23 protein-coding genes and 1 pseudogene are annotated in these 25416 nt (G+C 68.1%); 14 read left to right on the top strand and 10 right to left on the bottom strand.

Annotated features, from left to right (window positions below; genetic code table 11):
• Nucleotides 1-454: 454 nt before the first annotated feature.
• Together ACZ4M5_RS22990 and ACZ4M5_RS22985 are read right to left on the bottom strand one after the other, a co-directional pair.
• A complete protein-coding gene (locus tag ACZ4M5_RS22990; protein WP_156699868.1) occupies nucleotides 455-1366 on the bottom strand; it encodes an HNH endonuclease signature motif containing protein in 912 nt (303 codons plus the stop codon).
• Between the two features lie 359 nt (nucleotides 1367-1725).
• Complete coding sequence (locus tag ACZ4M5_RS22985; RefSeq protein WP_156699870.1) at nucleotides 1726-2916, bottom strand: hypothetical protein; 1191 nt, start codon at nucleotides 2914-2916, stop codon at nucleotides 1726-1728.
• Nucleotides 2917-3211: 295 nt separating this feature from the next.
• Here ACZ4M5_RS22985 and ACZ4M5_RS22980 point away from each other — a divergent pair, with 295 nt between their 5' ends.
• The gene (locus tag ACZ4M5_RS22980) at nucleotides 3212-4369 is read left to right on the top strand and encodes a hypothetical protein (RefSeq protein ID WP_467739653.1); all 1158 of its coding nucleotides are present in this window, start codon (nucleotides 3212-3214) and stop codon (nucleotides 4367-4369) included.
• A gap of 515 nt (nucleotides 4370-4884) precedes the next feature.
• On the opposite strand, the gene ACZ4M5_RS22975 is transcribed toward ACZ4M5_RS22980, so the two are convergent.
• Nucleotides 4885-6042 (bottom strand): hypothetical protein, encoded by a 1158-nt coding sequence (locus ACZ4M5_RS22975; protein ID WP_467739651.1) that lies wholly within the window; start codon nucleotides 6040-6042, stop codon nucleotides 4885-4887.
• Nucleotides 6043-6577: 535 nt separating this feature from the next.
• Between ACZ4M5_RS22975 and ACZ4M5_RS22970 the strand changes: the two genes are divergently transcribed.
• On the top strand, nucleotides 6578-7273 hold the full coding sequence (locus ACZ4M5_RS22970) for a DUF4145 domain-containing protein (RefSeq protein WP_467739649.1): 696 nt from the start codon (nucleotides 6578-6580) through the stop codon (nucleotides 7271-7273).
• A 227-nt stretch (nucleotides 7274-7500) separates the two neighbouring features.
• On the opposite strand, the gene ACZ4M5_RS22965 is transcribed toward ACZ4M5_RS22970, so the two are convergent.
• Nucleotides 7501-7815 carry a hypothetical protein gene (locus ACZ4M5_RS22965; RefSeq protein ID WP_467739647.1) on the bottom strand — a complete coding sequence of 105 codons (315 nt, stop codon included), beginning with the start codon at nucleotides 7813-7815 and terminating at the stop codon, nucleotides 7501-7503.
• 206 nt (nucleotides 7816-8021) lie between these two features.
• The gene (locus ACZ4M5_RS22960; RefSeq protein ID WP_467739645.1) at nucleotides 8022-8183 is read right to left on the bottom strand and encodes a hypothetical protein; all 162 of its coding nucleotides are present in this window, start codon (nucleotides 8181-8183) and stop codon (nucleotides 8022-8024) included.
• Between the two features lie 255 nt (nucleotides 8184-8438).
• Here ACZ4M5_RS22960 and ACZ4M5_RS22955 point away from each other — a divergent pair, with 255 nt between their 5' ends.
• The 6 genes from ACZ4M5_RS22955 to ACZ4M5_RS22930 all read left to right on the top strand — a co-directional run bounded on the left by ACZ4M5_RS22955 (nucleotide 8439) and on the right by ACZ4M5_RS22930 (nucleotide 13830).
• Nucleotides 8439-9002: a hypothetical protein gene (locus ACZ4M5_RS22955; protein WP_467739643.1), complete on the top strand. Its 564-nt coding sequence runs from the start codon at nucleotides 8439-8441 to the stop codon at nucleotides 9000-9002.
• Nucleotides 9003-9099: 97 nt separating this feature from the next.
• Nucleotides 9100-10473, top strand: coding sequence for a hypothetical protein (locus tag ACZ4M5_RS22950; protein WP_467739641.1), 1374 nt, complete (start codon nucleotides 9100-9102; stop codon nucleotides 10471-10473).
• Entirely contained in the window at nucleotides 10470-11054 is a 585-nt protein-coding gene (locus ACZ4M5_RS22945) for a hypothetical protein (protein ID WP_467739639.1), read from the top strand. Before ACZ4M5_RS22950 ends, ACZ4M5_RS22945 begins: the two co-directional genes overlap by 4 nt.
• A 14-nt stretch (nucleotides 11055-11068) precedes the next feature.
• Nucleotides 11069-11812, top strand: coding sequence for an ABC transporter ATP-binding protein (locus ACZ4M5_RS22940; RefSeq protein WP_467739637.1), 744 nt, complete (start codon nucleotides 11069-11071; stop codon nucleotides 11810-11812).
• Nucleotides 11813-11902: 90 nt separating this feature from the next.
• Nucleotides 11903-12472, top strand: a complete 570-nt coding sequence (locus tag ACZ4M5_RS22935; protein ID WP_467739635.1) for a SigE family RNA polymerase sigma factor — start codon at nucleotides 11903-11905, stop codon at nucleotides 12470-12472.
• Nucleotides 12469-13830: an outer membrane protein assembly factor BamB family protein gene (locus ACZ4M5_RS22930; protein WP_467739633.1), complete on the top strand. Its 1362-nt coding sequence runs from the start codon at nucleotides 12469-12471 to the stop codon at nucleotides 13828-13830. Before ACZ4M5_RS22935 ends, ACZ4M5_RS22930 begins: the two co-directional genes overlap by 4 nt.
• A 356-nt stretch (nucleotides 13831-14186) precedes the next feature.
• Here the strand turns inward: ACZ4M5_RS22930 and ACZ4M5_RS22925 are convergent, their stop codons facing one another.
• On the bottom strand, nucleotides 14187-14936 hold the full coding sequence (locus ACZ4M5_RS22925; RefSeq protein ID WP_467739631.1) for an SDR family NAD(P)-dependent oxidoreductase: 750 nt from the start codon (nucleotides 14934-14936) through the stop codon (nucleotides 14187-14189).
• A gap of 128 nt (nucleotides 14937-15064) precedes the next feature.
• Between ACZ4M5_RS22925 and ACZ4M5_RS22920 the strand changes: the two genes are divergently transcribed.
• From ACZ4M5_RS22920 to ACZ4M5_RS22910, 3 genes and pseudogenes are all read left to right on the top strand, one after another.
• Nucleotides 15065-15499: an Rrf2 family transcriptional regulator gene (locus ACZ4M5_RS22920; RefSeq protein ID WP_467739629.1), complete on the top strand. Its 435-nt coding sequence runs from the start codon at nucleotides 15065-15067 to the stop codon at nucleotides 15497-15499.
• 81 nt (nucleotides 15500-15580) lie between these two features.
• Nucleotides 15581-15685: pseudogene (locus ACZ4M5_RS22915) on the top strand (GntR family transcriptional regulator); the annotation flags it as partial.
• A gap of 302 nt (nucleotides 15686-15987) precedes the next feature.
• Complete coding sequence (locus ACZ4M5_RS22910; protein ID WP_467739627.1) at nucleotides 15988-16740, top strand: hypothetical protein; 753 nt, start codon at nucleotides 15988-15990, stop codon at nucleotides 16738-16740.
• 73 nt (nucleotides 16741-16813) lie between these two features.
• Here ACZ4M5_RS22910 and ACZ4M5_RS22905 read toward each other — a convergent pair whose 3' ends face one another.
• Nucleotides 16814-17998, bottom strand: a complete 1185-nt coding sequence (locus ACZ4M5_RS22905; protein ID WP_467739625.1) for an MFS transporter — start codon at nucleotides 17996-17998, stop codon at nucleotides 16814-16816.
• A 98-nt stretch (nucleotides 17999-18096) separates the two neighbouring features.
• Here ACZ4M5_RS22905 and ACZ4M5_RS22900 point away from each other — a divergent pair, with 98 nt between their 5' ends.
• Nucleotides 18097-19080 (top strand): ArsR/SmtB family transcription factor, encoded by a 984-nt coding sequence (locus tag ACZ4M5_RS22900; protein ID WP_467739623.1) that lies wholly within the window; start codon nucleotides 18097-18099, stop codon nucleotides 19078-19080.
• Between the two features lie 10 nt (nucleotides 19081-19090).
• Nucleotides 19091-19594, top strand: coding sequence for a glutathione peroxidase (locus tag ACZ4M5_RS22895; RefSeq protein ID WP_467739621.1), 504 nt, complete (start codon nucleotides 19091-19093; stop codon nucleotides 19592-19594).
• A gap of 322 nt (nucleotides 19595-19916) precedes the next feature.
• Here ACZ4M5_RS22895 and ACZ4M5_RS22890 read toward each other — a convergent pair whose 3' ends face one another.
• The 3 genes from ACZ4M5_RS22890 to ACZ4M5_RS22880 form a co-directional block, all read right to left on the bottom strand.
• Complete coding sequence (locus tag ACZ4M5_RS22890) at nucleotides 19917-20108, bottom strand: DUF397 domain-containing protein (RefSeq protein ID WP_010035575.1); 192 nt, start codon at nucleotides 20106-20108, stop codon at nucleotides 19917-19919.
• Between the two features lie 196 nt (nucleotides 20109-20304).
• Complete coding sequence (locus tag ACZ4M5_RS22885) at nucleotides 20305-21162, bottom strand: helix-turn-helix domain-containing protein (RefSeq protein ID WP_398111007.1); 858 nt, start codon at nucleotides 21160-21162, stop codon at nucleotides 20305-20307.
• Between the two features lie 384 nt (nucleotides 21163-21546).
• Nucleotides 21547-22302 carry a GOLPH3/VPS74 family protein gene (locus ACZ4M5_RS22880; protein WP_467739618.1) on the bottom strand — a complete coding sequence of 252 codons (756 nt, stop codon included), beginning with the start codon at nucleotides 22300-22302 and terminating at the stop codon, nucleotides 21547-21549.
• Between the two features lie 237 nt (nucleotides 22303-22539).
• On the opposite strand from ACZ4M5_RS22880, the gene ACZ4M5_RS22875 reads away from it, so the two are divergent.
• Complete coding sequence (locus ACZ4M5_RS22875; protein ID WP_467739615.1) at nucleotides 22540-25338, top strand: D-alanyl-D-alanine carboxypeptidase; 2799 nt, start codon at nucleotides 22540-22542, stop codon at nucleotides 25336-25338.
• Nucleotides 25339-25416 lie beyond the last annotated feature (78 nt).

Genomic DNA, 25416 nt, shown 5'->3' with positions numbered 1-25416 from the left:
CTTTCTCTACTGGTTCAAGCCCCGGCTGCGCTCCGCTCCGCCGGGCGCGCTCCCGGCTCCGCTGCGGGCGACGCTCCTGCCTTCGGCCCGCTCCGCCCGCGCTGCGCCGACGCGCGCCCACATGTGGATAGGGCCGGAAGCCATGAGTCGATCACCGCATAGAACGGGGCGCGGTCAAAGACGGTGCCTCCGGCGGGGGATCGGCCGGCACCGGGATGGAGGGGGCGCCGTCGCCGACCGCGGGCACGTTGGGGCATGCGTGGGGTGCTCCCATCCCGTCCACCGTCGACCCAGGCAGAGCCGAGCAGACGCGGCCCAGGGCGTCCAGGTCGTTCGTACAGTGGTGCGCTCCACCTGGACGCCCTGAACCACGCCCGCTCCACGGTGTGTGGGTCGACGGCGGACGGGATGGGAGCTGGGGTGAGTGGTGGGCTGGGGCATGCGTGGGGATCCGCTAGAGCGCTGCTTTGACCTCCCGAACAAGCGCCGCAAGGTCGTACCCCTCAAAGTGATGCGCGTCCCTGGCGACGCCCTCCTCAATGAAGTCGACAATCGCATTCTTACCGGGATGCGGTGCAGGAGTCTCGCCGACCAGTTCGTCAGCGTCATATTCGAGACGCAGCATCCAGGTCTTAAATATGCCGTCGCCATCCCGCATAAGAATCAGACCTTGATCGAAGCGATAGAATCTATCCACCTCGCCGGCCGCCTCTGCAATTACCCAATTGATCGCCTTCGTGGCCTCAATCACGAGTACATACAGGCAGAATCTTTCCACCTGAAATTCCGCAAAGAGAGTTTTATACGCATCGGGATCCCAGCCGATGTTTTTATATTCGCGCCGAAGCCTCCAGACGCTTCCGCTCTCCGACTCCATGCAATTCTGTAGATGATTCAACAGATCTGCCATGACGTGATGAAGATTTCGAAACGCCTGCTCCGTGCGAGGGAAGCGGTTGGGCCATCGCATTTTGAGGAGCCAAGCTCCGGCCTGGATCAGTCGGGAGTAGCTGGCGTCGTCGAGGATTGGTATCGGCTGATTCAATCGGGCCGTCACGCTCTCCCATTGGTCGAGCTGCATCTTCTGTTCCCAGACTAGGAGAAGTGCAGCCATTCTTTCCAATAGTTCACGCTGTGACTCTTCGCCCGCCCCCAAGCTCTCAGTCACGAGCTGTTCATGGGACGCCTTCATCTCTTCCAGCTTCGCAACCGAGAAGCCAGCGCCGCTATTCTTATCAATCAGCGTGTGGTGGGTTGGGCATAGAAGGAGGAGATTTTCGTACGAGTCCAACTTGCTGTCGTCGTATCCCGCATCGTAACGCGGGCCATCTGGCCGCGCTGACCTTATATGCGCTTCCTCTCCCATGACTACGCCAACTGTAGCTAGGAGCTCAGATTCTTCCGTTCCCAAATCTTCCGTCAACGTTTGGCTGCACGTCGGGAAGGCGCATCTGTTTCCAGCGCGACCCCATAGGAGTTTGCGACTAAGCACGTTGATCGACACTGGCCCCCCCTGGCTCTATATTCCGCGAGTGTGCAACATCCTATGATCTGCACCGGTAGAAGTATGGCGGTGGAGGTGGTTGCCCACCTCACGATCACCGGGAGGTGCTTGTGTCGACTGGGACCGTAGGCGCTTGCCGTTGCTCAGTGACGACCTCATGCCACGTCTCCCGAGCGACAACCGAGAGCGTAGAGCTACAAGCCGAGGGTGAGCAGTACCAGCTACTCAAGCTTGTCGATGCACTCCCGCAACAGTGCGTTGATGTAGCCAGAGTTCGGAAGATCGTGCTTGGTGATGACGCCCCGGCTGGTCCGGATCTGCCGGTGCATGACGTCATCTGCCTGCGCCTTGAACTCCAGTAGTCGCTGCACGTACTTCTTATCCGTCTTGGTCCACTTGTAGCTGCTGACAGCCTGCTCAAACGACGCGCACCCAAGGATCGGCGGTACGTGATCGATGATGGCCCGCACTAGGGCGTGACAGGCGTAGGGGTGATCATCCCGGAAGCATGAGTTCAGCTCGCGGACGAGTTGCAAGAGCTTGTCGGGACTGAGCCGAGTCTCGCCCTGCTTGGCTGCCAGTTCCTTGATGAGGTCTTCATTGACGTACTGCGGCGGTTCCTCGGGCGGAGTGACCGGGCGCGGGATGACAGCATCCGTGACCGTCGGCATACTCCCTGTCAGGGTCGGTCCGACCCGAATCTTGCCGCCAGTCGAACCAAACACCTGCGCCAAAGCAGGAGCCTGACTTTCCGGGATGGTGATTGTGTTAGCCGCTATGGTCCGCTCAGAGACCCGCTGCACATAGCCCCTTAAGTCCTCAATGCCGCGGTAGTCCTTGAGCCACTTATGAAGCTCGAAACGCCACCCACTACGATCTGCTGCCCACGGCTGAGAGCCGCGCCTAAGGACTGGCTCATGCTCGAAAATGCCCGGCAGGGCCGCTACGAACTCATCCGTCACAGCGGGGAAATCTCGCTTGAAGTCGTCCGACGTGATGTAGCTGGGCTCCACCTTGTCAGGGGACGGCCTGATGGCGCGCTGCTGCTTAACGAAGTACTGCAAGACTGCGACGAAGTTCTCACCGAAGACGTGCCACAGCTCGGGCAGGTGTAGACCGGCAGCGACCGTGAGAGCCGGACGGCTGGTATCCGCCAGGTGTGCCCGGTCGTACCAAGCCAGGCCATACGACGCACCAACGGGGCTGTTGGCTCCGACTACCGGTAGAGACTTGAGTACCTGCTCGGCGTCGTCGTACCCGAGGTGATCCATCATCTGCTCGACGTAGCGCCAGACCGGCCACTGGCCAGTCCTCAAGTACTCCTCGGCCATGACCTTGAGCAAGCCGTACTGGGCGGCATCGAGTGGGGCTGACAGGTCCGGCATGGTTGGTCCGATCTTGGAATGATCCACACAGATGACCAGATGCTACGCCGCACCACTGACAGTGATCCACGACTTTGAGTCTCACCCTCACCACCGCAGGTAGAGGTAGGACAAGCAGGCTGTGCTTGACAGCACCGCCATGGTCGCTCACCCCTTAGCCGTCGGCAGGTGGGAGGGTCCACAGGGGAAAGCGGTTCCAGATATTCCACTTCCACTTACCGAAGTACGTTAGTGGTCCGGTGACAAGCCAGGGCAATGAGCCTGTCTACGGCCCGGCTTGGGCAGTCTGGTCGCTGTCACTGAGTGCCCCTACGATCCGCCCATGAAGGCTGCTGACTTCTTCCGCATCGAGCAGGACTCGACCTGGAGCACGAACGGGGACCCTTGGAGCTCGTGGCATGACGTGTTGGACACAGGGCTTATCGAGCGGATCAAGCGAGGGAACCTGGACGGGGTAACCGACCTGGACGCCGCGCAGGGGATATCTCGACTGGCGTATCAAGAGCTGCTGCACTATGGCACCAATCAGAAGGAGTGCAAGCTCGATAATGATGAAATGGCCGAGGTGCTGAGCGCTCTGCGCGCCGTCCTACGCCGCCTTGGCATTGGGTTCCGGCCGCCTTTTCGCGACTTCACCGGATTCCATGGCTACTGGAGCAAGCACGACATGGGGTATAGCTGGGCGGCCCGCCGTGGCTACCTCAGTGAGCTATTCGGCCCGCTGTGGGAGCAGCTCGACGGGCTTGAAGACGCGCAGTCGGCTTCGGCCGGCTACCGCGGCGTGGACGGCCAGATGCAGAACATCATCTTCGCCTCAACCGGCTTCAAGCCGGAGATGGTGATGCGGGATGCCATCAACAACGTCGTTGAGATCGTTGAGCATGGTGACTCATGCCTGGTCTATGACCGGCCGCTGACGGACGCCGGACTGACCTGGGGCGAAGCCGTGGCCTGGTGGAGGGACAAGCAAGCGCTCGGCCAGGCGGATGCCCGCGCGGTGGGGCATGACCTGTACCGGCGGCTCCGGGCCTCCATGAAGGACAACGGCCAGGAGAACCAAGCCGAGGTACTGCTGTTCAACACCTACTGCGAGCGGTACCGGGGTGAGGCGGGGATGAAGCGGCCTGTACTGCTGCCCCAGGTCTACCTCCACTACGACCCGCTCACCCGGAAGCAGCGTCAGAAGCTTCACAAGGGCGACCGCCTCAAGCGTGAGCGCATGGACTTCCTGCTGATGTGGCCCGGCCGAGCCCGGGTGGTTATCGAGGTGGACGGCAAGCAGCACTACGCCGAGGGCAAGACGGCATCACCCCGGTTGTACGCGGAGATGGTGGCGGAAGATCGGGCGCTGCGACTCAAGGGCTATGAGGTGTACCGGTTCGGTGGCTATGAGCTGACGGACAATCCTGATGCTCCGGCCACGCTGCGCCAGTTCTTCGATGACCTGGAAGCTTGCTACGGGACCACCGTGTCGTCGTAGCAGTCGGACGCATCGCTTGAAAACACTTCAAACGCCGGTGCCAGGACGTCTGGTGTTTCTCCCGTGTGGTGACGTCTGGTCGCCGGCATGACCGGCCGTTCGTTCTTCTCCATGTCCGATCTTCGCTTCCACTGCACCCAGCACACAAGGGCACATGGACGACGCAGAGAGCGCCGATCGCCTCATCCCCGCTTGGAGAAGAGTCGAGCGATCCCCGGCTGCTGCGTGTCTGCCTGCGTGACAACGCCGACGAACATCAGCGGACAAGCGCGGACGCCTGCGGACCATCACCGCAGATGAGAGGCACACTGGTCCAAGGCCAAGCACCCAGCTAAGTTGCTTTCGGGGCGAAGCGGTCGTGCGGTACTGGCCGGACAGAGCACGAGCTGGCGGTGAGAAAGCTTGGCACGCATTCCTGCATTAACCGGGCAGAGACCGACCCCTGGTCCGGGTCGCCTCTGGGGGCGTCTGGCTTGGCTCTCCTGCCAGAATCGCTCTAAAGCATTAGCAAGCTCTTACCAGTCCATGTTGGCAGCCTGATCCACAAGGTAGCCGTAATAGTGAAGCATCGCCGCGAATTCCTCTGCGGACTGCATCGCCAATGCGACCTCAGATCTGAACTGCTCATCGTAGTAAACGTCCATGCCGCCTTTGATCCACGTCATTGCAAGCGGGGCGGCTACGTCTTCAATCCACCTGTCGCAGGCGTCGAATACATCCTTGATTCGCCCGAAGTCGTCGATTCCTACCGGCACGAAGTTGAAGTACGGCCTCTCCCTGATGTCACTGAGAACGGCAGGAAGGGCACCAACACCTTCCATGTGGAACAACATAGTCGAACCGAACTTGTCGAAACCGCCATGCCCATACGTGTTCCGATATTCCTCGGCTATTCGATGCAGTGCGTCAAAATGCGACTTCGCCAAGGAATCCGAGCTAAGCTCGAATATTTTCTTGAACTTAATCCCCCATCGATCGCCAATAAAAGACTTCAGGCTATCCTTTGAGGGGTCGAAGCCGAGAAATGGGAGGAGTAGAACTAGCGTGTGCTCAAGAAGGCTGAAATATGCAGATACCATGGCAACAGCGTTATAGAAACCCTCCGTTTCTCTGGGTGCAATCAGCCGCCCCCCTTTCTCTCCGTCGGGTTTTATCCTACCCCGACCGGCGAAAGCATCTTCAGCCCCATCCCGAAAGTAGACATAAATGCCGCGAAGTCGGTGATACTGGTTTCGAATCGTCACCTTGCCCTGTTGAATTTGATCATCGGCAAAATTTCTAAGGTAGCGTCGCTCAAGGTAGCGCTGCGCTTTTTCAAGCATAACAACAACGCGTTCATGTAGCGCCTCTGCCTCATCTTCAGACGGCAGTGATCGCGAATCTACATAGAGGCGAAGTCCAAATTTCTGATGCGCTAGAGAGCAAGGGTGACCGTCGACCGCAAAAGTATGCTCCCAAGCCAACTTCTCCCCACGTCCGAGGTCTGGAGATCCGATCAGGTTCAGGACTATTCGACAGATCCCCGGGACAGGAAAACGAGTGGGTTCAATGCGAAAACGGTGCGCCGGACGGCCGAGCGTCATCGCAAACCCAGGATCGTCTGATGCTGCCGGCTTCAAGCCCCTTAGAACGCGCCCGAGATGGGTCTTAAGTGCTTGTTCCTGATTGCTCACGATGCCCCCTGGTGCTCACCATTTGCGAATCCCTGACAAGGTACATACCCAGGCCAATGCACGCCACTCAGCGGTCGGTTGTTGCTGCCAGGAACGCTGCGGCAGAAAGCTGCACCTGCGGACGTCACAGCCCTGCCAAGACAGATAGCAGTACCGGACTGCACCAGCGCAGGCTGAAGACCCGCGACGACATCAGTCGACTGGCTAGGGCGACCGAGCGCCATCTCCGATGCGCTTGCCGACGCGTCTGCACGTGCAGTCACTCCAGAGCCGGGTGCCGGACGGCCGCGCCACAAGCGCACCAGATCGGGCGGGGAACAGCGGGGAATCACGGTGAACGGTGGTCCAGCCTGAGGAGGCGGCTACCGGGCGTTCCCCCAGGTCATTGCCCGGACAGGCCGCAAGTGATCGCAGCTTCCCATGCTGAGGGCTCGGAAGCTGTCGGCACGGGCCTGCCTGCGGCTTGCTCTGGTCAGCGAGCACAACAGTCACAAATCGCGTGCCCCGTCGGAACGTTGCACACTAGTCTCCGACCATGGCGAGCACGACATGCGGATGGTGCGGACGGCTGGCTCACATGAGACCGGTCGGCGGTGCTGAAGTGGTCCCTGATCAGAACAGCCGCCTCAACGTGGGATTCGAAGCCTACCGGTGTGCCAACTGCCGTCGGCTGGTCCTCGCCCACGGATGGACCGACGTCAAGCCTACGAATGATCGGGACGACGCACCTTCTGATCTCTGGGACCATCCTCAGGCCCAGCAGCCACGATGGCTCCCCCCGGCGAAGTCCAACAGGACGTTCCCAGATGTCCCCGCAGCGATTGAGTCGCTCGCGGTTGAGGCGCATGACTGTCTGACCATCATGGCTGACCGAGCTGCCGTGGCACTTGCCCGTGCAGTGGTCGAGGCGTCCGCGAAGGAGAAGGGTGTCACAAGAGGGAGCCTGATCGCGAAGATCGATGAGCTCCACCAACTAGGGCTGCTGCGCGGGCATATCAAGGAAGCAGCACACGAGGTGCGCTTCGGCGGCAATGAGGTAGCCCATGGCGATCTCGCCCCCGTTGATCACGAGGCGGCCGAAGAGATCTTGACACTCATGGATGAGGTGCTGAACGACCTGTTTCAGTCCCCAGCTCGCGTGGCCCGTGCCCGTCAGCGACGCCTGGAACGGTCCCAAGCAGGCCCAGCGTCGGTGACCACCACCGCGTCAGAGGGACAGCCCAGCCCCTGAACTCCTAACGCAGGCCCCACGACAAGGCTCCACGGACCATCGCAGCTGCTCAGTGGTGCATCTCGCCGCGAAGAGGTCGCGTGCCACAACCGTGCCAGATGCAGGGGTCAGCCACGGTCAACAGCGTGAACTAGCGGGGGCATCTGTACCCGCTAGCTCAACCCAAGAAGCCGCAGGTCACCGGCCAAGCGCCCCAGCATCTCTCCTAAAGTGGTTGTCCAGCCCGCTCACCGAGTCCATACCTGCTGGAACTCCTCGGCCGGAATGGTTTCCAACGGGTCCTCTTCAGGGTCGATCGCTTGGTCTGTCAGGCCGCCGTGCTCGTCCTCCAGGTGCTCCCAGCTGTACCGGTGGAGTTGGCCGGCCGAAGTCAGCTCGGCTTGCTTGATGACGATCAACTCGCCGCGGTCGGGTACGGCCTCGATGTACCACAGACCGCCCTCCTCGTCAGCGTGGCGGAAGTGGTACCGCAGGGCGGCGTCCTCATCGAGTGCTCGGAAGTAGGCCACGCTCTCTGCTTGGATGCGCTCCAGGTCAGCCACAGGACCATCGTGCCAGCGAGCGCGGGCGGTTGCACCGTTCTGACATCCACGAGTGACATCAACGGCACCGGACGCCAGCACTCCCAGGCGGTCCGGCATGACTAACGTGGCCGGGTAACTCCCCGGCAGCTCCGAGAAGCGATCGAACTCCTAAAGCGGGTGTCGCAGGTTCGAATCCTGCCGGGGGCACACGCAGAAGGGCCGGCTCAGGAGGTCATCCTCCCGAGTCGGCCCTTCATCGTGTCCGGGATCGTGCGACATGCGTGCCAGTTCCGCGCCAGTTGCCCACCCTGCGGCCCGACGAAGACGTGCTCGTCGCGGCCGGGGGCGGCGAAGTGCTCCACGTGGCCGTGGCTCGCGTCAAGCATCCTCAGGAGTGGTGGCCACGGACATGCGGCCACGTCCCCCGACGCCACTGCGCGAAGACTGGGACCACGGGGCCGGGCTCCAAGGCGGCAGTCGGGTGCATCGAGCTTCACCAGAGGTGCCAAACGCGCTCGACCCCACCGAATCCGCACACTTGAGGAAAACCTGAGGAGGAAGTGTGGCCTCCACCATAGCGGCATTGGGCCCTGGCTGATGATCTTGCACCCGTAATGATCATTCGGTTACGGGAGGTAAACATGTCGGGGTACAGACGGCTACGGATCGGACTGGCTGCCACGGCCACCGCGTTGGCCCTCACGGGCGTGGTCTCGCCCGCGGTGGCGGCCGACGAGGGTTCCTCGGCGACGGGCGAGGACTCTTCTTCGCTCACCGTCGAAGACCTTGCCGGTGTGGACGTGCGGATAACAGACCCGTTGGCGGGCGGCATCTCTGCCAGCAACTTCCACAGCGAGATCAACGGCTGGCTGCCCGGGAAGACGTCCCGGGCGTGGACCGACGAGGACTACACGGAGATCAAGTTCACCGGCTGCGACGCCACAACGGGCAGCAGGCCCAACATGGGTACCTCCACGCACGTGAAGCTGTGGCAGTACGACGTGGGCCCGGACGACGATCTGGGTGAGAAGAAGTTCACCAACTGCTTCACGGGCTCCAACAAGACCAGCAAGGGCGAGTGGAACCGCTCGAGCAGCTCGCACAGCCGCTGGTTCGAGATCAGCAAGATCAACGGTTACAACTACGACCGCTACCTGAAGCTCGAAGTGGACAAGGTGTACGTGGACACCAGCAAGGCCGACTAACGTCCGGTCAACTCTGCTCCACCCCCCACGCGGACCAGGAAGCGCCTCCCCGCAGGCGCTTCCTGGTCTGCCCGTTCACGGAAGACGAGCACCCGACGTGAGACTCCGGACCCGCCTGCTGACCTCGAGCGCGCTGTGGACAGCGCCGTTGTGGCTCGGCATCGTCCTCTTCTACTACACCTGGGCCCTTCACACGGTCACCGGCACCTTCAGCCGTCCGAGAGCGGAACTCCACTGGGCCGCGTCCGTGATCCTGGATGCCACCGAGCACTTCTACGCGTTCGCCTATGCCCTGGCCGCGGCCCTCGGCGCATGGGAGGCAGGCCGTCTGCGAAAGGACGGCATCTGGAATCTCGCCCCCGCACGATCCCGCTACCGCATCGCCGCCGGCGTCCTGGCACCGCCGATCACGGCCGCATCACTGATGCTGGTCGTACCCAGCCTCCTGGCACTCATCGAGTTCCGGCTCGCGCCCGACCCGCGCGCCCTCCTCCCCGTGGCCGTCGGCATCGCGATCATCTGCTCGTTCAGCATCGCCGGTTTCGCCGTCGGTCTGCGCGTGCCACGAGCCATCGCCGCACCGCTGCTCGCGGCGGGCGGCTGGTATCTGGTCGCGTTCACCGTGACCTACGCAGCACCGGCGTGGCCGGGAAACGTGCTCACGCAGCGCTGGTACGTGGACTTCGGCGCCTACCTCACGGCCCCGACCCTTGTGATGCCGGTCCTGTTCTGCGGTGGCATCGCCACGGCTATCGCCGTCTGCTGGATACGCACAGCTGCCCCGCTGACCCGTTACCTTCTGCGTGCCGCGGCCGCAGCGTTCGCCGTCCTCCTCGCAACGGTGTCGGCGAACACCGCGAACGCCTGGTCGATCAATCCACCCACCACTGCCGGGCACGCACCCGAGACATGCACCGGGCGGGCCCCCACCGTATGCATGGCGACCCATGCCGGCTCGGCCGATCATCTGCCCCGCGTGCGCTCCAGCCTGGTGTCCACCGTCCGCACCCTTCGGAAGGCCGGTGTGAAGGTGCAGATGCCGGAGAGGATTCGCGACACGGAGGGGCGGGCCGGCAAGCGCTCCACCGCTCGGGAATGGTGGCTCCCCTTGACCCAACAGGTGAGCCGGAACAACGGCAGCCTGGTCTACGTCCGCTACTCGGCAGCCATGATGACCGTGCACTTCCCCTGCACGCTGCCGCAATCGTTCGATGCCGCGCGGGAACCGGCGTACATCGTCAACGCGGACGCCGCCAAGCTGTGGGTCGCCCGGAGGGCGGGAGTGGAGAAGCCCTTCCTCAAGTGGCGAGCGAGCCAGTACCAGGAACTCGACAACGGCGCCGAGGTACTGGCCAAGGTGAAGGAACGAGCCGCAGAAGCCGAGCGTCTTGCAGGGAACGAACAGACAACGTGGTATGCCCGTGAACGCGCAAAAGCCTGCCACCTGGCCACCGGAAAGGCCTCGTCGTGATCTGGTGGTTCAAGGCCAGGCGCATTCCCACCGTGCTGCTGCCTTCGTGCACGGCGTTCGCCGTCGTCCTGGTCCTGGCCTACGAGTGGACGGCGACGCTGCCCTCACTGGCCAGTGGCAGCAGCACCGTGCGCTTCCTCACCTTCGTGCCCGTCATCCTGGTCGCAGCGCTCCACTACTGCCTCACACAGCGTCTGTCCGACACGGAGCCGCTGTCCGAACGGCCCGTGCTGCGCTACGACGTACTGCTCGTCCTCGCCTCGGTCTGCTTCGCCGGACTGACCGGACTCGCCGTGGGCGTCATGGCCGGGGACGACACTGCCCTGGCTGTAGGCCGCAACGTCGCCTTCCTCACCGGCCTGATGCTCCTCGCACACCGACTCATTCCCCAGGCCGCAGCCGGCGTTGCGGTCGGCTGGGTCTTCCTCGCGGTCTTCGCCGGCAGCGACGCCTTCCGCCGACCACGCTTCTGGTCCGTGCTCGAACACTCCGCGACCAGCATCCCCGCATGCGTCGAGACCCTGCTGTGCTTCGCCGCCGGCCTCGCTGTCCATCTCTTCGCACGCCCTCGCACACGGTGAAAGGTCCAGCAACTGTGTCTGTCGAACTCGCTTCAGTGTCGTTCTCGTACGGGCGACGGAAACCGAACATTCTCAACGACCTGTCCTACACGGTCCCCGAGGGCTTCACCGTGCTGCTGGGCCCCAACGGAGCCGGAAAGTCCACGCTGCTCAAACTCGCGTGCGGACTGAACCAGCCCACTGCCGGCACGGTGCGACTGGGCCGGCACACCTCCGGGGACCGCGAGTTCCTCACCGCGGTCGCATGGATGCCTCAGAACATCACCGCCATGACCGGGCTGACCGCCCGTGAACAAGTGGCGTACACGGGCTGGCTCAAGGGCATGAACCGCAGCGACGCCTGGGAGGCCGCAGCGATCGCCCTGGACCGGGTGCACCTGCTCGAGCGGGCGGACGTGAAGACGAAGCAGCTCTCCGGTGGCCAGCTCCGTCGCGTCGGCGTGGCCTCCGCCCTCGTTCACGACGCGGAGGTGCTGCTCCTCGACGAACCCACCGCGGGTATGGATCCCACTCAGCGACGTGTGTTCCGCGATCTGATCCTCACCCTCGCCACGGGCGAGGTGCGCGTGCTGATGTCCACCCACGACGTCGCGGACCTCGCCGAGGAGGCCGACCACGTCACCGTCCTCAACGAGGGTGCGGTGACCTTCACAGGCGCCACGCGTGACTTCCTGGCCCATGCCCCCACCGAAGTCCCGGGCACCCGCCGCGCCGAGGTCGCCTACACGGCCTTGGCCGCTCACGGCTCCGTCCACTGACGATCAGGCACTCGCGGCGAATTGCCACCTCCCCGAGGGATAGCCACACCCCCCTCACCCCGTCGTGATCGTTCGAGAAGGGGAGGGTCGATGAAGGGCTCTGAGCTTGAGGAGTTCCGGGAGTTCGTGGCGATGCGGTCCACCGCGTTGCTGCGGCTCGCGGTGCTGTTGACCGGAGGGGACCGGCATGCCGCCGAGGATCTGCTGCAGATCGCGTTGATGAAGGTGTACGGGCGGTGGGCCCGCATCGAGCAGCACGAGGCGTACGTCCGGCAGGTCATGTACCGCCAGCAGGTCAACCGCTGGCGTCTGCGCAGGCATCGCGCCGAGACGACGGTGCCCGTGCTGCCCGACACCGCCACGGACACCGACGCCGGGGCGGGTTCCGAGGTGCGGATCGCCCTGTGGGCGGCGCTCGGGCGTCTGAGCAAGCGGCAGCGGGCCGTGGTCGTGCTGCGGTACTTCGAGGACCTCCCCGAGGGCGAGGTCGCGGCGCTGCTGGGGTGCCCGGTCGGGACGGTGCGCAGTACGGCGTACCGGTCGCTCGCCAAACTCCGCGCCCTGGTGCCGGAACTCGGTCCCGAAGGCCCCGGGCTCCCCGGGCAGCCCGGGCAGCAGGTCCAGTCGCTCAGCTACACGCCGAAGGAGGTCCGGGGATGACCACGGAGCAGGTGGAGGCGAAGGTCCGGGAGACGCTGCACGCGGTCGACCTGGACGGAGTGCGGGCGCCCGGCGATCTGGTCGAGCGGGTGGTGCGGCGGCGCGGCCGGCGGCGCTTCTCGCAGGCCGCGGGAGCGACGGTCGCCGTCGCCGCGATCGCGGCCGGAGCCGCGTTCGGGCTGGGCGACGGTGGCGCGGGTGGGCGTGAACGGCCCGCGCGCCCGGCGGCCACGCAGCCGGCGACTCCCCCCGACGGCTGGCAGCCCTGGCAGGGGGAGATCCGGGGGGCGGGTGAGCGGGGCTGCCTCGTCGAGGGTGCCGCGCTGTACTGCGCCGGATCGCGGTACGACGTCGCGAAGTTCGACGCCGGCACGGGCAAGCGGCAGTGGACCGTCGCGGTCAACCGCGAGGGCGGCGGGATCGATCACCCCTTCGCGGCGCGCGACGGGGTCGTCTACGCCTACCGGAATCACACCGCGGAGAACCTGCCGGACGGCGACTACGCGGGCGGCACCGATCTCATGGCCGTGGACGCCGGGAGCGGTGAGGTGCTGTGGAAGGCCGAGATGCCCCAGGACGACCGGACCGAGCAGGCCGCCCTGCTCATCGACGGCGCGGTACTGGCCAACACGCCGACCGTCCGGACCGTGTCGGCCCTGGATCCGCACACCGGCGTGGAGAAGTGGCGTTTCAGCTGGGCCAAGGGGACGGTGTGCGAGCGGGCCGTGGTGAGCGGTGTGCCCCATCTGCTGTGCACGCGCGACACCGAGGAGCCCCACGACACGGACGTCCTCCGGCTCGATCCGGCGACGGGACGTGCCACGAAGGTGGCGACCCTGGACGGCAGGGCGGATCTCGTCGGTACCTCGGGTGGCCGGATGGTGCTGATCGCGTCGAAGGGCGGGGCCGGGAAGAACCTGCGGCTGATCACCGTCAGCAGGGCCGGGAAGCAGACCTCGCGGCCTTACCGGGTGGGGCCGCTCGCGGCGCTGGAGGTCGCCGGTGACCGCGTGATCTCTCTGTCGCGGCGGGGCGAGGCCTCGGTCTTCTCCCTGTCCGCGGGCCGGAGCCTGTGGACCCGCTCCGCGGGGGTGAAGGTGCCGGGGCCGGACGCGTTCGCGCAGGCCGTGGCCCCCGTGGTGTCGGAACGGCAGGGTGTCGTGTACTTCGCCGACGACACCGGAGCACTCTCCGGGCTGGATCTGCTGACGGGTGAGCAGGTGTGGCGCGGCCACGCCGACATCGGCAAGCCGGGTCCGGGTGCGGCCGACTCGCCCCAACTCCTCCTCTACGGGGACGTGCTGATCGCCCGGAACGGTCAGAGGATCGTGTCGCTGCTGCCGGGGACCGGGGGCTGACGGGAGGGGTGGCGCGGCCCGTGTCCCACCCGGTGTGTGGAAGGGCCGGGGCTTGACCGCGCCCGGTCTCAAGCACGGGGATCGGTGACCGAGCGGCAGTCCGAACCTCTCCTGAGGGAGGGTCGCCACCCGGACCCGAACCTCTCCCGGGGGAGGATCGGCACCCGGACCCGAACTTCCCCCGGGGAAGGGGCGGCACCCGGACCCGAACTTCCCCCGGGGGAGGGTCGCCACCCGGACCCGAACTTCCCCTGGGGGGTCGGCACAGCCGTGGAGTCGTGTGCCTGTCGCGGGTCGTCGGCCGTGGGCGCCCCGAAGGCGCGATGTCCTTCGGGGCGCGCGGCAGGGGTTCGGGTTCAGGCGTTGTAGCCGCCGTGGGCGTCCAGCACCGCGCCCGTGACGTACGACGCGGCGGGGCTCGCCAGGAAGGCGATGGCCGCGGCGATTTCGTCGGGGTGCCCCATGCGTTGCAGAGACAGCGAGCTCACCAGGGCATCGAGGGTCTCGGGGTCCGGCGGCTGCATGCCGCCCTCCATCAGTCCGGCCTCCACGACGTTGGCCGTGATGTTCCGGGGCCCGAGGTCGCGTGCGGCGCCCATGGTGTACCTCTCGATTCCGGACTTGGTCGCCGCGTAGTCGGCAAGACCGGGGGCGCCGACCCGGGAGCCCAGTCCGGAACTCACCGTGATGATGCGGCCGCCCTCGCGCAGCACGCGTGAGGCGGCCCGGATGACGGCGATCACGCCGAGGTAGTTGGTGGCGTGCATCCGGTCCAGTGCGGCGGTGTCGGCGTCCGGGTCGTCCACCGTGCCGGCCACGGAGATCGCCGCGTTGTTGACGAGGATGTCCAGGCCGCCGAAGTGCGCGACCACGTCGTCGATCAGCGCCGGCGCCCGGCTCGTGTCTGCCTGGTCGGACTGGATGGCGATGGCCTTCGCTCCCTTGCCGTGCACCTCGTCGACGACGGCCTGGGCCTGCTTCCCGGAACTGACGTAGGTGAAGGCGACGTCGGCGCCCTGCTCGGCCAGCAGCCGTACGGTCGCGGCTCCCAGTCCGCGCGATCCCCCGGTGACCAAGGCGACCTTGCCCATGAGTGGCTTGCTCATTCTTCTCACCTCGATGATTGACCCTTCGCGGCCGTCGCAACATTAATTGTTACGACAGAGCGTTGCAACCTTAACTGTTACGACTGCACTGTCGTAACATCAAGGGTTGCGGCCGAGAGGAGGGCTTCATGAGTGCCAACAGCAGGTTGACCATCGCCGCCCACGCGCTGGCCTGGATCGGGCTCTATCAGCGCCAGGGCCACGAGGTCGCCACGTCCGAGCAGATCGCGACCAGCGCGAACACCAACCCCGTGGTGATCAGGCGGCTGCTCGGCGAGCTGCGCAGGGCCGGACTCGTGGAGTCCCGGCGAGGCGTGGGAGCGGGCTGGTCGCTGGCGCGCGACCTGGAGTCGATGACCCTGCTCGACGTGTACGAGGCAGTGGAACCCGGCCCGCTGTTCGCGATGCACCGCACCACCCCGGACCAGGGATGCGTGGTGGGTTACGGCATCCAGCCGGCGATGCAGAGCATCTACGAGGGCATCGAGGAGACTTTGAGGCACGAGCTGGCCCGCGTCACGCTCGAGAACGTACTCAGGGACGTACTCGCCGCACCTCGCTAGCCTCCCTGCTACGCCCTGACATCAACAAGATCCGCATTGATGCCCGGACCGGTGGAATAGCCCGGCAACCAGTCCGGCGCGATCCGGCATTCCATCGCCGAAGGTGAATGCGCACCGGGTGACCGGCTCCCTCCGGCGCGGGAACTCTCCCAGGCACTGGGCGTCAACGTGAACCGGATCGGCCGGCGACGCACTGAGACACCGGCTCGGGGAGGACCGTGCCCCGCCGGCGGGGGCCGCGGGTGAGAGCGACACATTCGGCGTTCTCGGCGGTGGGGGGGACGCTGGCTGGGAGGTCGCCCGCGGAGGCTACAACGGACGGCACGAGCGGCTGGGGGAATTGGCGCCTTTCGATCCCTTCACGGTCGTGCGGCGTGGTGGGGGCTGGACGCGCAGTTCCCCGCGCCCCCCGGGCCGGCAGCCGGGCCTGTCACCCGTCCGGGTCGGTCCGAGGGAGCCCGGCTGCTTCCCCGTTGGATAATCAGGGCATGCCCGACCCCGCCGACGCCCCCGAGCCCTGTCTTCGGCTCGTCGGTGACGTGCTCGCGGTCGGGGAGGCGTACGGGCTCGTCCTGGCCGGGGGATACGGGATGGTCGGCCACGGGCTCGCCGCGCGTGGTGGGGTGGAGGTGGATCTCGCCACCGAGCATGCCGCCGGGATGGACGAGATCGCCGGTGCCGTACGGACCGGGCTCGTGGCGCGCGGCTGGCTCGTGCGGACGCTGGAGGGCGATCCGCTGGCCGCCGGTTTCCTCGTCACGGACGCGGCGACCGGGCGGGAGCGCGGGGTCTCCCTGCGCAAGGAAGTGCTGTGGCGCCCTGCTGTGCCCACGGAGCTGGGACCGACGCTGTCGCTGGAGGACCTCGCCGGTATCCGGGTGCGCGACCTGGCCGACCAGGGTCTCGCCCGCGACCTCGTGCACGTCCACGCCGTCTCCTCCCGCTGGAGCCACCCCGAGCTCGAGGAGCTCGCCCGCCGGCACGCCCCGGACTCCTTCGACCTGACCGACCTCCAGGCCCGGCTCACCGGCACGGACTGGCTCGACGACCGCGCCTTCGTCGCCGAGGGTGTCGAGCCCGGGGACGTCGCCGGGCTGCGCCGCTGGGCCCAGGAGTGGGCCGACGACATCGCCGAACGCCTCATCGAGGGGGAGGCTCCCGGCGACGGCGACGGCGACGGCGACGGCAGCGGCGGCGTGGAGGGCGGTGTTCCGGGGGACCGGTTCGGCGACCCGGCGTGACGGGGCCCGGCCCTGTGCCATCCCTGCCCTGTGTCAGCCCGGGACCGGCACCACCCGCCGCCGTACGCGTCCGTCAGCCCGGGACCGGCACCACCCGCCGCCGTACGCGTCCGTCCGCCGCCATCAGCAGCAGCGTCACGGCCGCCGAGGCCGTGCCCATCGCGGTCATCGCCCCGGCGGGGGAGGTCAGTTGGGCCACCGAGCCGGCCAGTGCCGCCGCCACGCCCTGCATCGTGAGCATGCCCGCGGAGTGCAGCCCGAGCGCGTGGCCCGTCATGGCGTCGGGGGTCAGTTCCACCAGGCGTTCCTGCTGGACGAGGCTGGCGCCGAAGCCGGCCGAGGCCAGGGTCACGGCGGCGGCCGCCAGGGGCAACGGCGGCAGCAGCAGGAACGGCACGTACGGGAGGGCCAGGAGCAGCAGGAGGGGGAAGCCGAGGCGCCTGCGCAGGGCCGGCGGCAGCAGGCGGCCGACCAGGACGTCTCCGGCCAGCATGCCGAGCGCGGCGCAGGCGAACAGCGTGCCGGCGGCCTCCGGCGCGTAGGAGACGTACAGGGATTCGCAGCCGACGACCAGGCCGTTGGGGATCCACAGGGCGAGGTAGACCTGGCGGCGCGGCGGGGACGACCACAGCAGGGCGTTGGCGCGCCAGGTGGCCCGCACCGAGGGGCGGCCCGTCGTCCGGGGCGGGCGGACGGTCAGGCCGAGGCGGAGCGTCACGGCCGCCGCGAGGTAGAGGGCGGTGGCCACCAGCAGGGACGCCCTCGGGGACAGCAGGGCCACGAGGGTGCCGCCGGTGGCGTACCCGGCGATCTGCATGAGGCCGCTCATCATGTTGAACACCGACCGGCCGAGCAGGTAGCCGTCCTTGGTGAGGATCTCGTTCAGCAGGCCCCAGCGCACTCCCCCGCCGACGGACTCCACCAGTCCCCTGGCCAGGACGATCGCGAACAGCGCCGCGACGGACAGCCCCGGCAGGGCCAGGGCCGCCGTGGCCGCGGCGAACAGCAGGGCCAGGGCGGTCAGGGCGGCGCGCGGCGGCAGGCGGTCGGCGGCGGAGAGCAGGAACGTCGCGCCCAGCACCTGCACCAGCGACGAGCCGAACATGCTCACCGCGGACAGCAGGGGCGATCCGGTGGCGCGGTACACGAGGGTGCCCAGGGCGAGTCCGGCCATGGTCTGGGCGACGGTCTGCGCCGACGCGGCGACGAAGAAGGGGGTGAACTCGGGCGTGCGGAACAGGTCGCGGTAACTGCGCATGCCGGGAGTCTCCGGGCGGCCCACAGGGCTGGGTTAATGTTTCGCGCACACGCGAAACCATCACGCGCAACCATGAGGACACCGTGGGGAGGGCGTCCGTGGGCTGGTGGCAGATCAACGCCGACACCCTGGCCGGCAGCCGGTTCGTGATCTCCCCGTTCGCCGAGGTCTTCGCGAGCCTGCGCCTGCTGCACACGGCGCGGGCCGCGCACCCGGGCGAGCGCGGCTGGCTCGACGCCCATCTGCCGGCCTACCGCGCCCGCCTGGCGCGGGACCCGGTGACCGCGCGGCTCGTCGGGGCCGGCATCGGGGCGGAGTGGACGGCCGACTTCCTGGCCCCCACGCCCTGCGACGGCGAGACGTTCGAGCAGACGGTGGCGCGGGTGCGGGCGGCCTGCCCGCGGGCGGCCCGCTCCGATCTGACCGTGTCCCTGCGCGGCCCGGTGCCCTCCGTCCTGGACCGGGACGACCTGCCCGCGCGGGCCGCGGATCTGCTGACGTACGTCTGGGAGACGGCCGTGCGTCCGTACTGGCCGCACCGGCGGCGGATCCTGCAGGCCGATGTGGTGGCCCGGACCGCGCAGGTCAGCAGGGGCGGTTGGGCGTCCGCCCTGGACACCCTGCGGCCGGGGACGCGCTGGCTCGGCGAGAACCGGCTCCAGGTCAACGCCCACGAGTACCCACCGCGCGAGATCTCCGGCGCGGAGCTGGTGTTCGTGCCGATCACCGTCCAGCGCATCGGCTGGGTGTCGTGGGAGGGCACCGACCGCTACGCCCTGGTCTACCCGTGCGCCGGGGCGCTCGCCGACCCCGGCGGCAGACCCGTGCCCGCGAGTCTCGGCGCGCTGCTCGGCACCGCGCGCGCCGGGGTGCTGATCCGGCTGGCCTCGCCGCTGAGCACCAGCCAGCTGGTGGCGGTGACCGGGCAGGGGCTCGGCTCGGTCGGCCGGCATCTGCGGGTGCTGCTGGACGCGGGGCTGGTGGAGAGGACGCGGGCGGGCCGGTCGGTGCTGTACGCGCGGACCGCGGCCGGGCAGGCCCTGGTGGAGGCCCAGAACCCGCCCGTCACCGGCCGGGGCTAGGGTCTGTCCCATGACGACTTCCCACACTTCCTCCCCTCTCGACGTCGAGATCGGCGCCCTCCAGGGCGGCTCGGCCGACCTGTCCCAGTACGCGGGCCGTGCGGTGCTCGTGGTGAACGTGGCCTCCAAGTGCGGCCTGACCCCGCAGTACGCCGGACTGGAGCGGCTGCAGGAGCGGTACGCCGGGCGCGGCTTCACCGTCCTCGGCGTGCCCTGCAACCAGTTCCTCGGGCAGGAGCCCGGCAACTCCGAGGAGATCGCCGAGTTCTGCTCGGCGACGTACGGGGTGACCTTCCCGATGACGGAGAAGGTCGAGGTCAACGGCGACGGGCGGCACCCGCTGTACGAGCGCCTGACCGGTTTCGCCGACGCCGAGGGCCACAGCGGGGACATCCGCTGGAACTTCGAGAAGTTCCTCGTCGGCCGGGACGGGCAGGTCGTGGCCCGCTTCTCGCCGCAGACGGAGCCGGAGTCGCCGGAGCTGGTAGCGGCCGTCGAGGCCCAGCTGGCCTGACGCCCGCGGTACCGCCCCGCGGTGCTGTGCGCGCGGTGCCGCGTCGGCGCCGCCCCTAGGTGCTGTCCGCGCGGTGGGCGAATGGATCGCCGCGCGGGGGCTTGCCCCGGCCGGTTCGTGCCGAGGGCTGTACATCGCGGACGGGACGGGGGCGCGGCCCGAGGATCCGGTGTGCGACGTGGCGTTCCCGGTGCGCTGAACGGGTCCCGTGCACGGGTCCTGCCACCCGGCCGCGTGCACAAGCGGAGCCCTCTCGGCTAGGACGGCGATGCTGGTCGAGAGGGCCCGTTCGGTGGTGCTTGTGCTGTTGTCGTGCCGCGGCTCAGGCCTTGACCGAGGCCACGAAGGCGCTCCACGCGTCGGCGGGGAACGCCAGCTTGGGGCCCTCGGGGATCTTGGTGTCCCCGAGCTCCAGGGCCTCTTCGACGGTCGACCTGACCATCACGCAGGCACCGTTGTTGTTGGTGTAGGAGGACGTCGTCCACGTTTCCGTGGCGCCCAGACGAATAGCCATGATCGCTCCGTAGCCAGTTGCGTTTACGCCAACCGGTGCTGGTGGTTGGCGTGATCGACGCTACTCGCCCGCCTCATCGTTCGGCGCAGTCATTCACTCGACCGGATGGCATATTCCAGAGGAGACTTCCAGTCGGCCGTGTCAGAGGTGTAACATCGCGCGGCCCGTCCGGCGGAAGGTCATCCTCCGGTGCCGCTCAGCGCGCGTAGTCCTTGGCCAGACGCTCGATGAGCTGCCGGGACTGGTCCACGTTCAGCGCCTGGGCGCGCAGGTGCTCGTACATCACGGTGTACTTCTGCACGTCGAGCGGCTTCTCCAGGTACAGGTCGCTGGTGACGCCCTCGATGTACACGACGCTGGAGTCGGCCGCGTCGGCGAACTCCAGGATGGAGTACTGGCCGTTGATGCCCGCGTGGGCGCCGACCTCGAACGGCAGGACCTGCACGGTGATGTGGGGCAGCTGCGACATCTCGATGAGGTGCTCCAGCTGTTCGCGCATCACCGGGCGGCTGCCGACGACCCGGTGCAGGGACGCCTCGTCCAGCACCACCCACAGCCGCAGCGGCTCCGTCTCGGCGGTGATACGTCCCTGCCGGCGCAGCCGGACCTCGACGCGCTTGTCGTGGTCCGCGTCCGACGCCTCGGGCGACCCGCCCCGGATGATGGCCTCGGCGTACGCGCGGGTCTGCAACAGGCCCGTGATGATCTGGGGTTCGTAGACCCGGAGCGACTCGGCGTCCGTCTCCAGGCCGATGTAGACGCTGTACGGGATGTCGCCGAACGCGTGCCACCAGCCCTGCTGGCGCGAGTCCTTGGCCATCTGCATCAGCGACTCGACGATCCGCTGGTCCTCGACCTCGTAGACCCCGCACAGATCGCGCACGTCGCGCTGGCTGATGCTGCGCCGCCCGTTCTCCAGCCGGCTGATCTTCGACTGGGACACCAGCAGCCGCTCGGCGACCTCTTCGGCCGTCATGCCCTTGAGCTCCCGGAGCCTGCGGAGCTCCTGGCCGAGCCGGCGCCTCCTGACGGTGGGGTTGACATTGGACGCCACGGGACGTGCACCTCCGGCTGCGTGCCTCTACTTTGCGTATCTGCTGTTGAGCAGACTGCCACCAAGGTGCTCATCACCGCTGGGAAACGGTGGATGTGCGACGGGTACACGCCAGTTCGGCAACGGCACGGCACGCCCGAGCGGGGCGGCGAGAGCGCCGGCTCTCGCCACCCCGCTCGGACAGCGGCTCCCGTGACCGGGCTCGTGAGGTCCCGTGAGGTGTACCGGCCGTCGGGTGGTTCGGTGCGGTGCATGCAGTGCATGCAGTGCATGCGGTGCATGCAGTGCATGCAGTGCATGCGGTGCGAGCAGTGCGTGCGGTGGTGTGGTGCGTGCGGTGCGATCCGGTTCGCTGCGTCCAGCCGCGTTCCGGGTCGCGGACGGTCAGTGGACCGCGGCGCGCACCATGCTTCCGTGGCGCGGCTGCATCGGAACACCCCGGGCCGGTTCCGGTGCGGGCCTGGGTCCGCCGGCGGCCTGACGGCCGGGCGGGGCCGGGTTGCGGCGTGGCTGTGCCCCCACGCCGTTCTGGACGTCCATCACGGCGTGCGCGACGAGGCCGCCCATGGGGTCGTGCCTGATCAGGTCCCTGAGCCGGGAGCGAGAGGAGCGTCCCTCGTTGCCCGGGTACAGGTGCTTGCCCAGTCCGACCGCGTGGGCCAGTGCGGCGAGCGCCGCGGTCCGCGGGTCCGGCGGTACGCCGGTGCGGATCGCGGAGTCCAGTCGGGCCCTGATCTCCCGGCTGATCTCGGTGTCCGTCGCCTGGTAGCGAGTCGTCGGCAGCACTCCGCACATCTGGCCCGCCACGGCATGCACCATGCCGCACCGCTCCAGATGCGAGAGGTACGTCTGGCGGAGCCCCAGTCGGGGTCCGCCGATCCAGTGGACGGCACGCACGGGAGCGCCACGCCTTCGCAGCAACTCCAACGCGCAGTCCAGTGTCGGATCTCCGGTCGGCCGTGGTGCCACCACGGCGATACGATCCCCGTCCGGGGCTATCCGTCCGGCCAGCGCCAGCTCCACTAGCTGTGCTCCGGCCAGACCCAGGTCGAGCGACTGCGGCTGTGCAGTGGTACCCGTGGCCGGGTCCAACGCCAGCAGCAGAAGCTCCTCCGGAAGTGTTCTGCGGCTCCTGCCCATCCATGCCTCCCCGCGTGGATGAAAGACAGGGTGACCCCTCTCACATTGGTCTGTCGAGGGTGCGTGACCGGTTCGTAGTGGAACCAGTAGGTATGTCGTTCTCGTCTACCGGATGGATCTGGTCCGCCGCACAGGACACTGGTACATGGTTCGGACAGCGCCGGTGTGCGGGGTCAGGGCGGCGGTAGACGGTTCGGTACGCGTACGCGGGTGGTGCGGCGCGAGGAGGAGGCATCGGTGGCGGGCGAGTCCCCCGACAGGTCGAAGCAGCGCGAGTCGTCGGCAGAACCGACGTCGGGGAGCGCGGGTCCGGTTCCCGGGGCCAGGAGCGAGTCCGCCGATCCGCGGCTCGCGGTGGCCCGGGACACGAAGAGTTCGAAGACTTCCTCCGCGGGGCGCGGTGGCGTCGACACGGCGACGCGCGTCCTGTCCGTCCCCACGGACGGGGACGCGAAGGACGCATCCGCCGAGGCGGAGCAGGAGCGTACGGACGCCGAGCCGGACGCGACCGGCACGACCGGCACGACCGACTCGACCGGCACGACCGGCACGACCGACTCGACTGCGAGCGCCGAGCGGGCCGAGGGCGACGCCGGCACGCGGGAGGCGGAGCGCGCCGAGGGTGACTCGGGGGCGGACGCCGAGCCGGGCGACACCCGGGGTGGCGACGCCCGTGACGAGGACGCCGCGTCGGCCGAGGGCCCCGGCGAGCAGGGCGACGACGCAGGTTCCGCCGGGCGGGACGAGGACGCCTCCGCCGGTGACGGGCGGCTCCGGGAGGCCGTCGCCGCGTGGGTGGCCACGGCCGACCAGGACGGCGAGACCGGCCGGAAGACGGGGGAGGCGGACCGTTCCGCCGGCACCGCCACCGAGGCATCCGCGACGTCCGAGCCGCCCGCCGCGAAGAGGGACGCGGACTCGGACGCCACCGACGCCGACGCCGACTCCGAGGCCGGCGCCGACACCACCGCGGGCGAGGAGACCGACGGCGGCACGTCCGCCGCCCCCTACGTCGACCACCCCACCGCCGTCTTCCGCACCGACGGCAAGCCCGCCGCCGGGGGCGCCCGCGACGCGGCCTCCAAGGACACGGGCAAGGGCGAGACCGAGGGCGACGGCGCCGAGAAGCCCGCCGCGCCGCACGTCGACCAGCCCACGGCCGTGTTCAAGGCCGTGCGGCCCCCGGTCGACCAGGCCACCACGATGCTGAAGCTCGGCGACGCGGCCAAGGACGCCCCGAGGAGCGACCGCAGGGCCGCGCCCGAGGACACCCGCAAGGGCACCCCCGCCACCGCGCCCACGGACGCCCGGAAGAGCACCGCCGCACCCGCACCCGCACCCGCACCCGCACCCGCGGACACCCGCAAGGGCACCGCCGACGCCACCCCCGAGGACGCCCCGAAGGACGCCCCGAAGGGTTCCGCGCAGGAGACCCCGAAGGACGCCCCGAAGGGTTCCGCGAAGGACACCCCGAAGGGCACCCCCAAGGGCTCCGCCGGTGGCGCCGCCGAGAAGGACGTCGAGCGGACCAGCAAGTTCGTCGCGCTCAAGCCGCTGGACGATCCCGCGGCGCGGAAGCCGCCGTCGGCCCCCAAGACGGGCGCGGCGGCAGCCGCGGGGGCGACCGCGGCGCCCGAGCAGAAGGCGCCGGCCGCCCCGGCGAAGGACGCTCCCGGGCGCAAGACCTCTCCCGCCGAGGCCACCGCCGTCGTGCCCGTCGTCGGGCCCGAGCGGACCACGCAGCAGCCACTGCCGCCCAAGCCGCCGCTGGACCTGCTGGCCGAGCTGACGAACACCCCGCCGCCCCCGGAGACCCCGCTGCGCACGGCGGTGCGGCGGGTGAAGATCTGGACGCCGATCGCGCTGCTGCTGCTGATCGTCTTCGCGGTCGCGCAGAACCTGCGTCCGCTGCCGTCGCCCACCCTCGACCTCACCGCCAAGGACAGCTACACGTTCGAGGGCGGCAAGGTCGACATCCCCTGGCCGGCCGACGGCCAGGCCGCGCTGGACGTCCAGGGCATCGGCACCTTCGGCTCCTCCGGCGAGCAGCGGCCCGTGCCGATCGCCAGCGTCGCCAAGGTCATGACCGCCTACGTCATCCTGCGCGACCACCCGCTCAAGAGCGGTGAGGACGGCCCGAAGATCGGCATCGACCAGGCCGCCGAGGACCAGTCGGACGCCGGCCAGGAGTCCACCGTCGACGTCACCAAGGGGGACAAGATCAGCCAGCGGGAGGCCCTGGAGGGCATCCTGATCGCGTCCGCGAACAACGTGGCGCGGCTGCTGGCCCGCTGGGACGCGGGGTCGGAGAAGGCGTTCGTGCGGAAGATGAACGACGCCGCCGAGGACCTCGGCATGAAGAACTCGACGTACACCGACCCGTCGGGGCTGAACAACACCACCGTCTCCACGGCCGTGGACCAGGTGAAGCTCGCCAAGGCCGCCATGCAGCAGCCGGCGTTCCGCGAGGTCGCGGCGATGATGTCGTACGTCGACTACAAGGGCGTCAAGCACGACAACTGGAACCGCCTCGTCGGCTACAACGACGTGACCGGCATCAAGACCGGCACGACCACCTCCGCGCTCGGCAACCTCGTGTTCTCCGCCAGGAAGGACGTGAACGGCGAGACGCGGCGGATCATCGGCGCGGTCGTGCGCCAGCCGGCCGGCGGTCCGGACAACACCATCCTGGGTGCCGCCCTGCACGAGGGCGACAAGCTGATCCGGGCCGCGCAGGGCGCGCTGGAGTCGGCGACGATCCTGAAGAAGGGCGAGGTCGTCGGGTACGCCGACGACGGGCTCGGCGGACGCACGCCGGTCGTCGTCACGAAGGACGTCACGGCCGTCGGCTGGGCGGGGCTGTCGGTCAAGCTGACGTTCGCCGCGGACGAGCTGCCGCACCAGGCGAAGGCCGGCAAGAAGGTGGGCACGCTCACCGTCGGCGACGGGTCCAGCGGCGCCGTGAAGGTCCCGGTGGCCCTCCAGAAGGATCTGGTCGAGCCGGGCTTCGCGGACAAGCTGACGCGCATCGGCTGAGCGCGGGCCGCGGCCCGCGCACCGCACCCCGCCGGTGGGGGCCCGTCCGGGCCCTGCCCGGCGGGGTGCGTGCTAGCG

The organism is Streptomyces sp. NPDC026246 (assembly GCF_055567995.1).
Note: the sequence above shows the minus strand (reverse complement) of the source record. Positions and strands in the feature narration are given on the sequence as shown.

Bases quoted from the DNA above. Each gene is read 5' to 3' on its own strand.
- ACZ4M5_RS22895 (WP_467739621.1), top strand. From the start codon at position 19,091: ATGACGACTTCCCACACTTCCTCCCCTCTCGACGTCGAGATCGGCGCC.
- ACZ4M5_RS22935 (WP_467739635.1), top strand. From the start codon at position 11,903: ATGAAGGGCTCTGAGCTTGAGGAGTTCCGGGAGTTCGTGGCGATGCGG.
- ACZ4M5_RS22905 (WP_467739625.1), bottom strand. From the start codon at position 17,998: ATGCGCAGTTACCGCGACCTGTTCCGCACGCCCGAGTTCACCCCCTTC.
- ACZ4M5_RS22910 (WP_467739627.1), top strand. From the start codon at position 15,988: ATGCCCGACCCCGCCGACGCCCCCGAGCCCTGTCTTCGGCTCGTCGGT.
- ACZ4M5_RS22960 (WP_467739645.1), bottom strand. From the start codon at position 8,183: ATGCTTGACGCGAGCCACGGCCACGTGGAGCACTTCGCCGCCCCCGGC.
- ACZ4M5_RS22990 (WP_156699868.1), bottom strand. From the start codon at position 1,366: ATGGGAGAGGAAGCGCATATAAGGTCAGCGCGGCCAGATGGCCCGCGT.
- ACZ4M5_RS22930 (WP_467739633.1), top strand. From the start codon at position 12,469: ATGACCACGGAGCAGGTGGAGGCGAAGGTCCGGGAGACGCTGCACGCG.
- ACZ4M5_RS22890 (WP_010035575.1), bottom strand. From the start codon at position 20,108: ATGGCTATTCGTCTGGGCGCCACGGAAACGTGGACGACGTCCTCCTAC.
- ACZ4M5_RS22980 (WP_467739653.1), top strand. From the start codon at position 3,212: ATGAAGGCTGCTGACTTCTTCCGCATCGAGCAGGACTCGACCTGGAGC.
- ACZ4M5_RS22970 (WP_467739649.1), top strand. From the start codon at position 6,578: ATGGCGAGCACGACATGCGGATGGTGCGGACGGCTGGCTCACATGAGA.
- ACZ4M5_RS22880 (WP_467739618.1), bottom strand. From the start codon at position 22,302: ATGGGCAGGAGCCGCAGAACACTTCCGGAGGAGCTTCTGCTGCTGGCG.
- ACZ4M5_RS22920 (WP_467739629.1), top strand. From the start codon at position 15,065: ATGAGTGCCAACAGCAGGTTGACCATCGCCGCCCACGCGCTGGCCTGG.
- ACZ4M5_RS22925 (WP_467739631.1), bottom strand. From the start codon at position 14,936: ATGAGCAAGCCACTCATGGGCAAGGTCGCCTTGGTCACCGGGGGATCG.
- ACZ4M5_RS22955 (WP_467739643.1), top strand. From the start codon at position 8,439: ATGTCGGGGTACAGACGGCTACGGATCGGACTGGCTGCCACGGCCACC.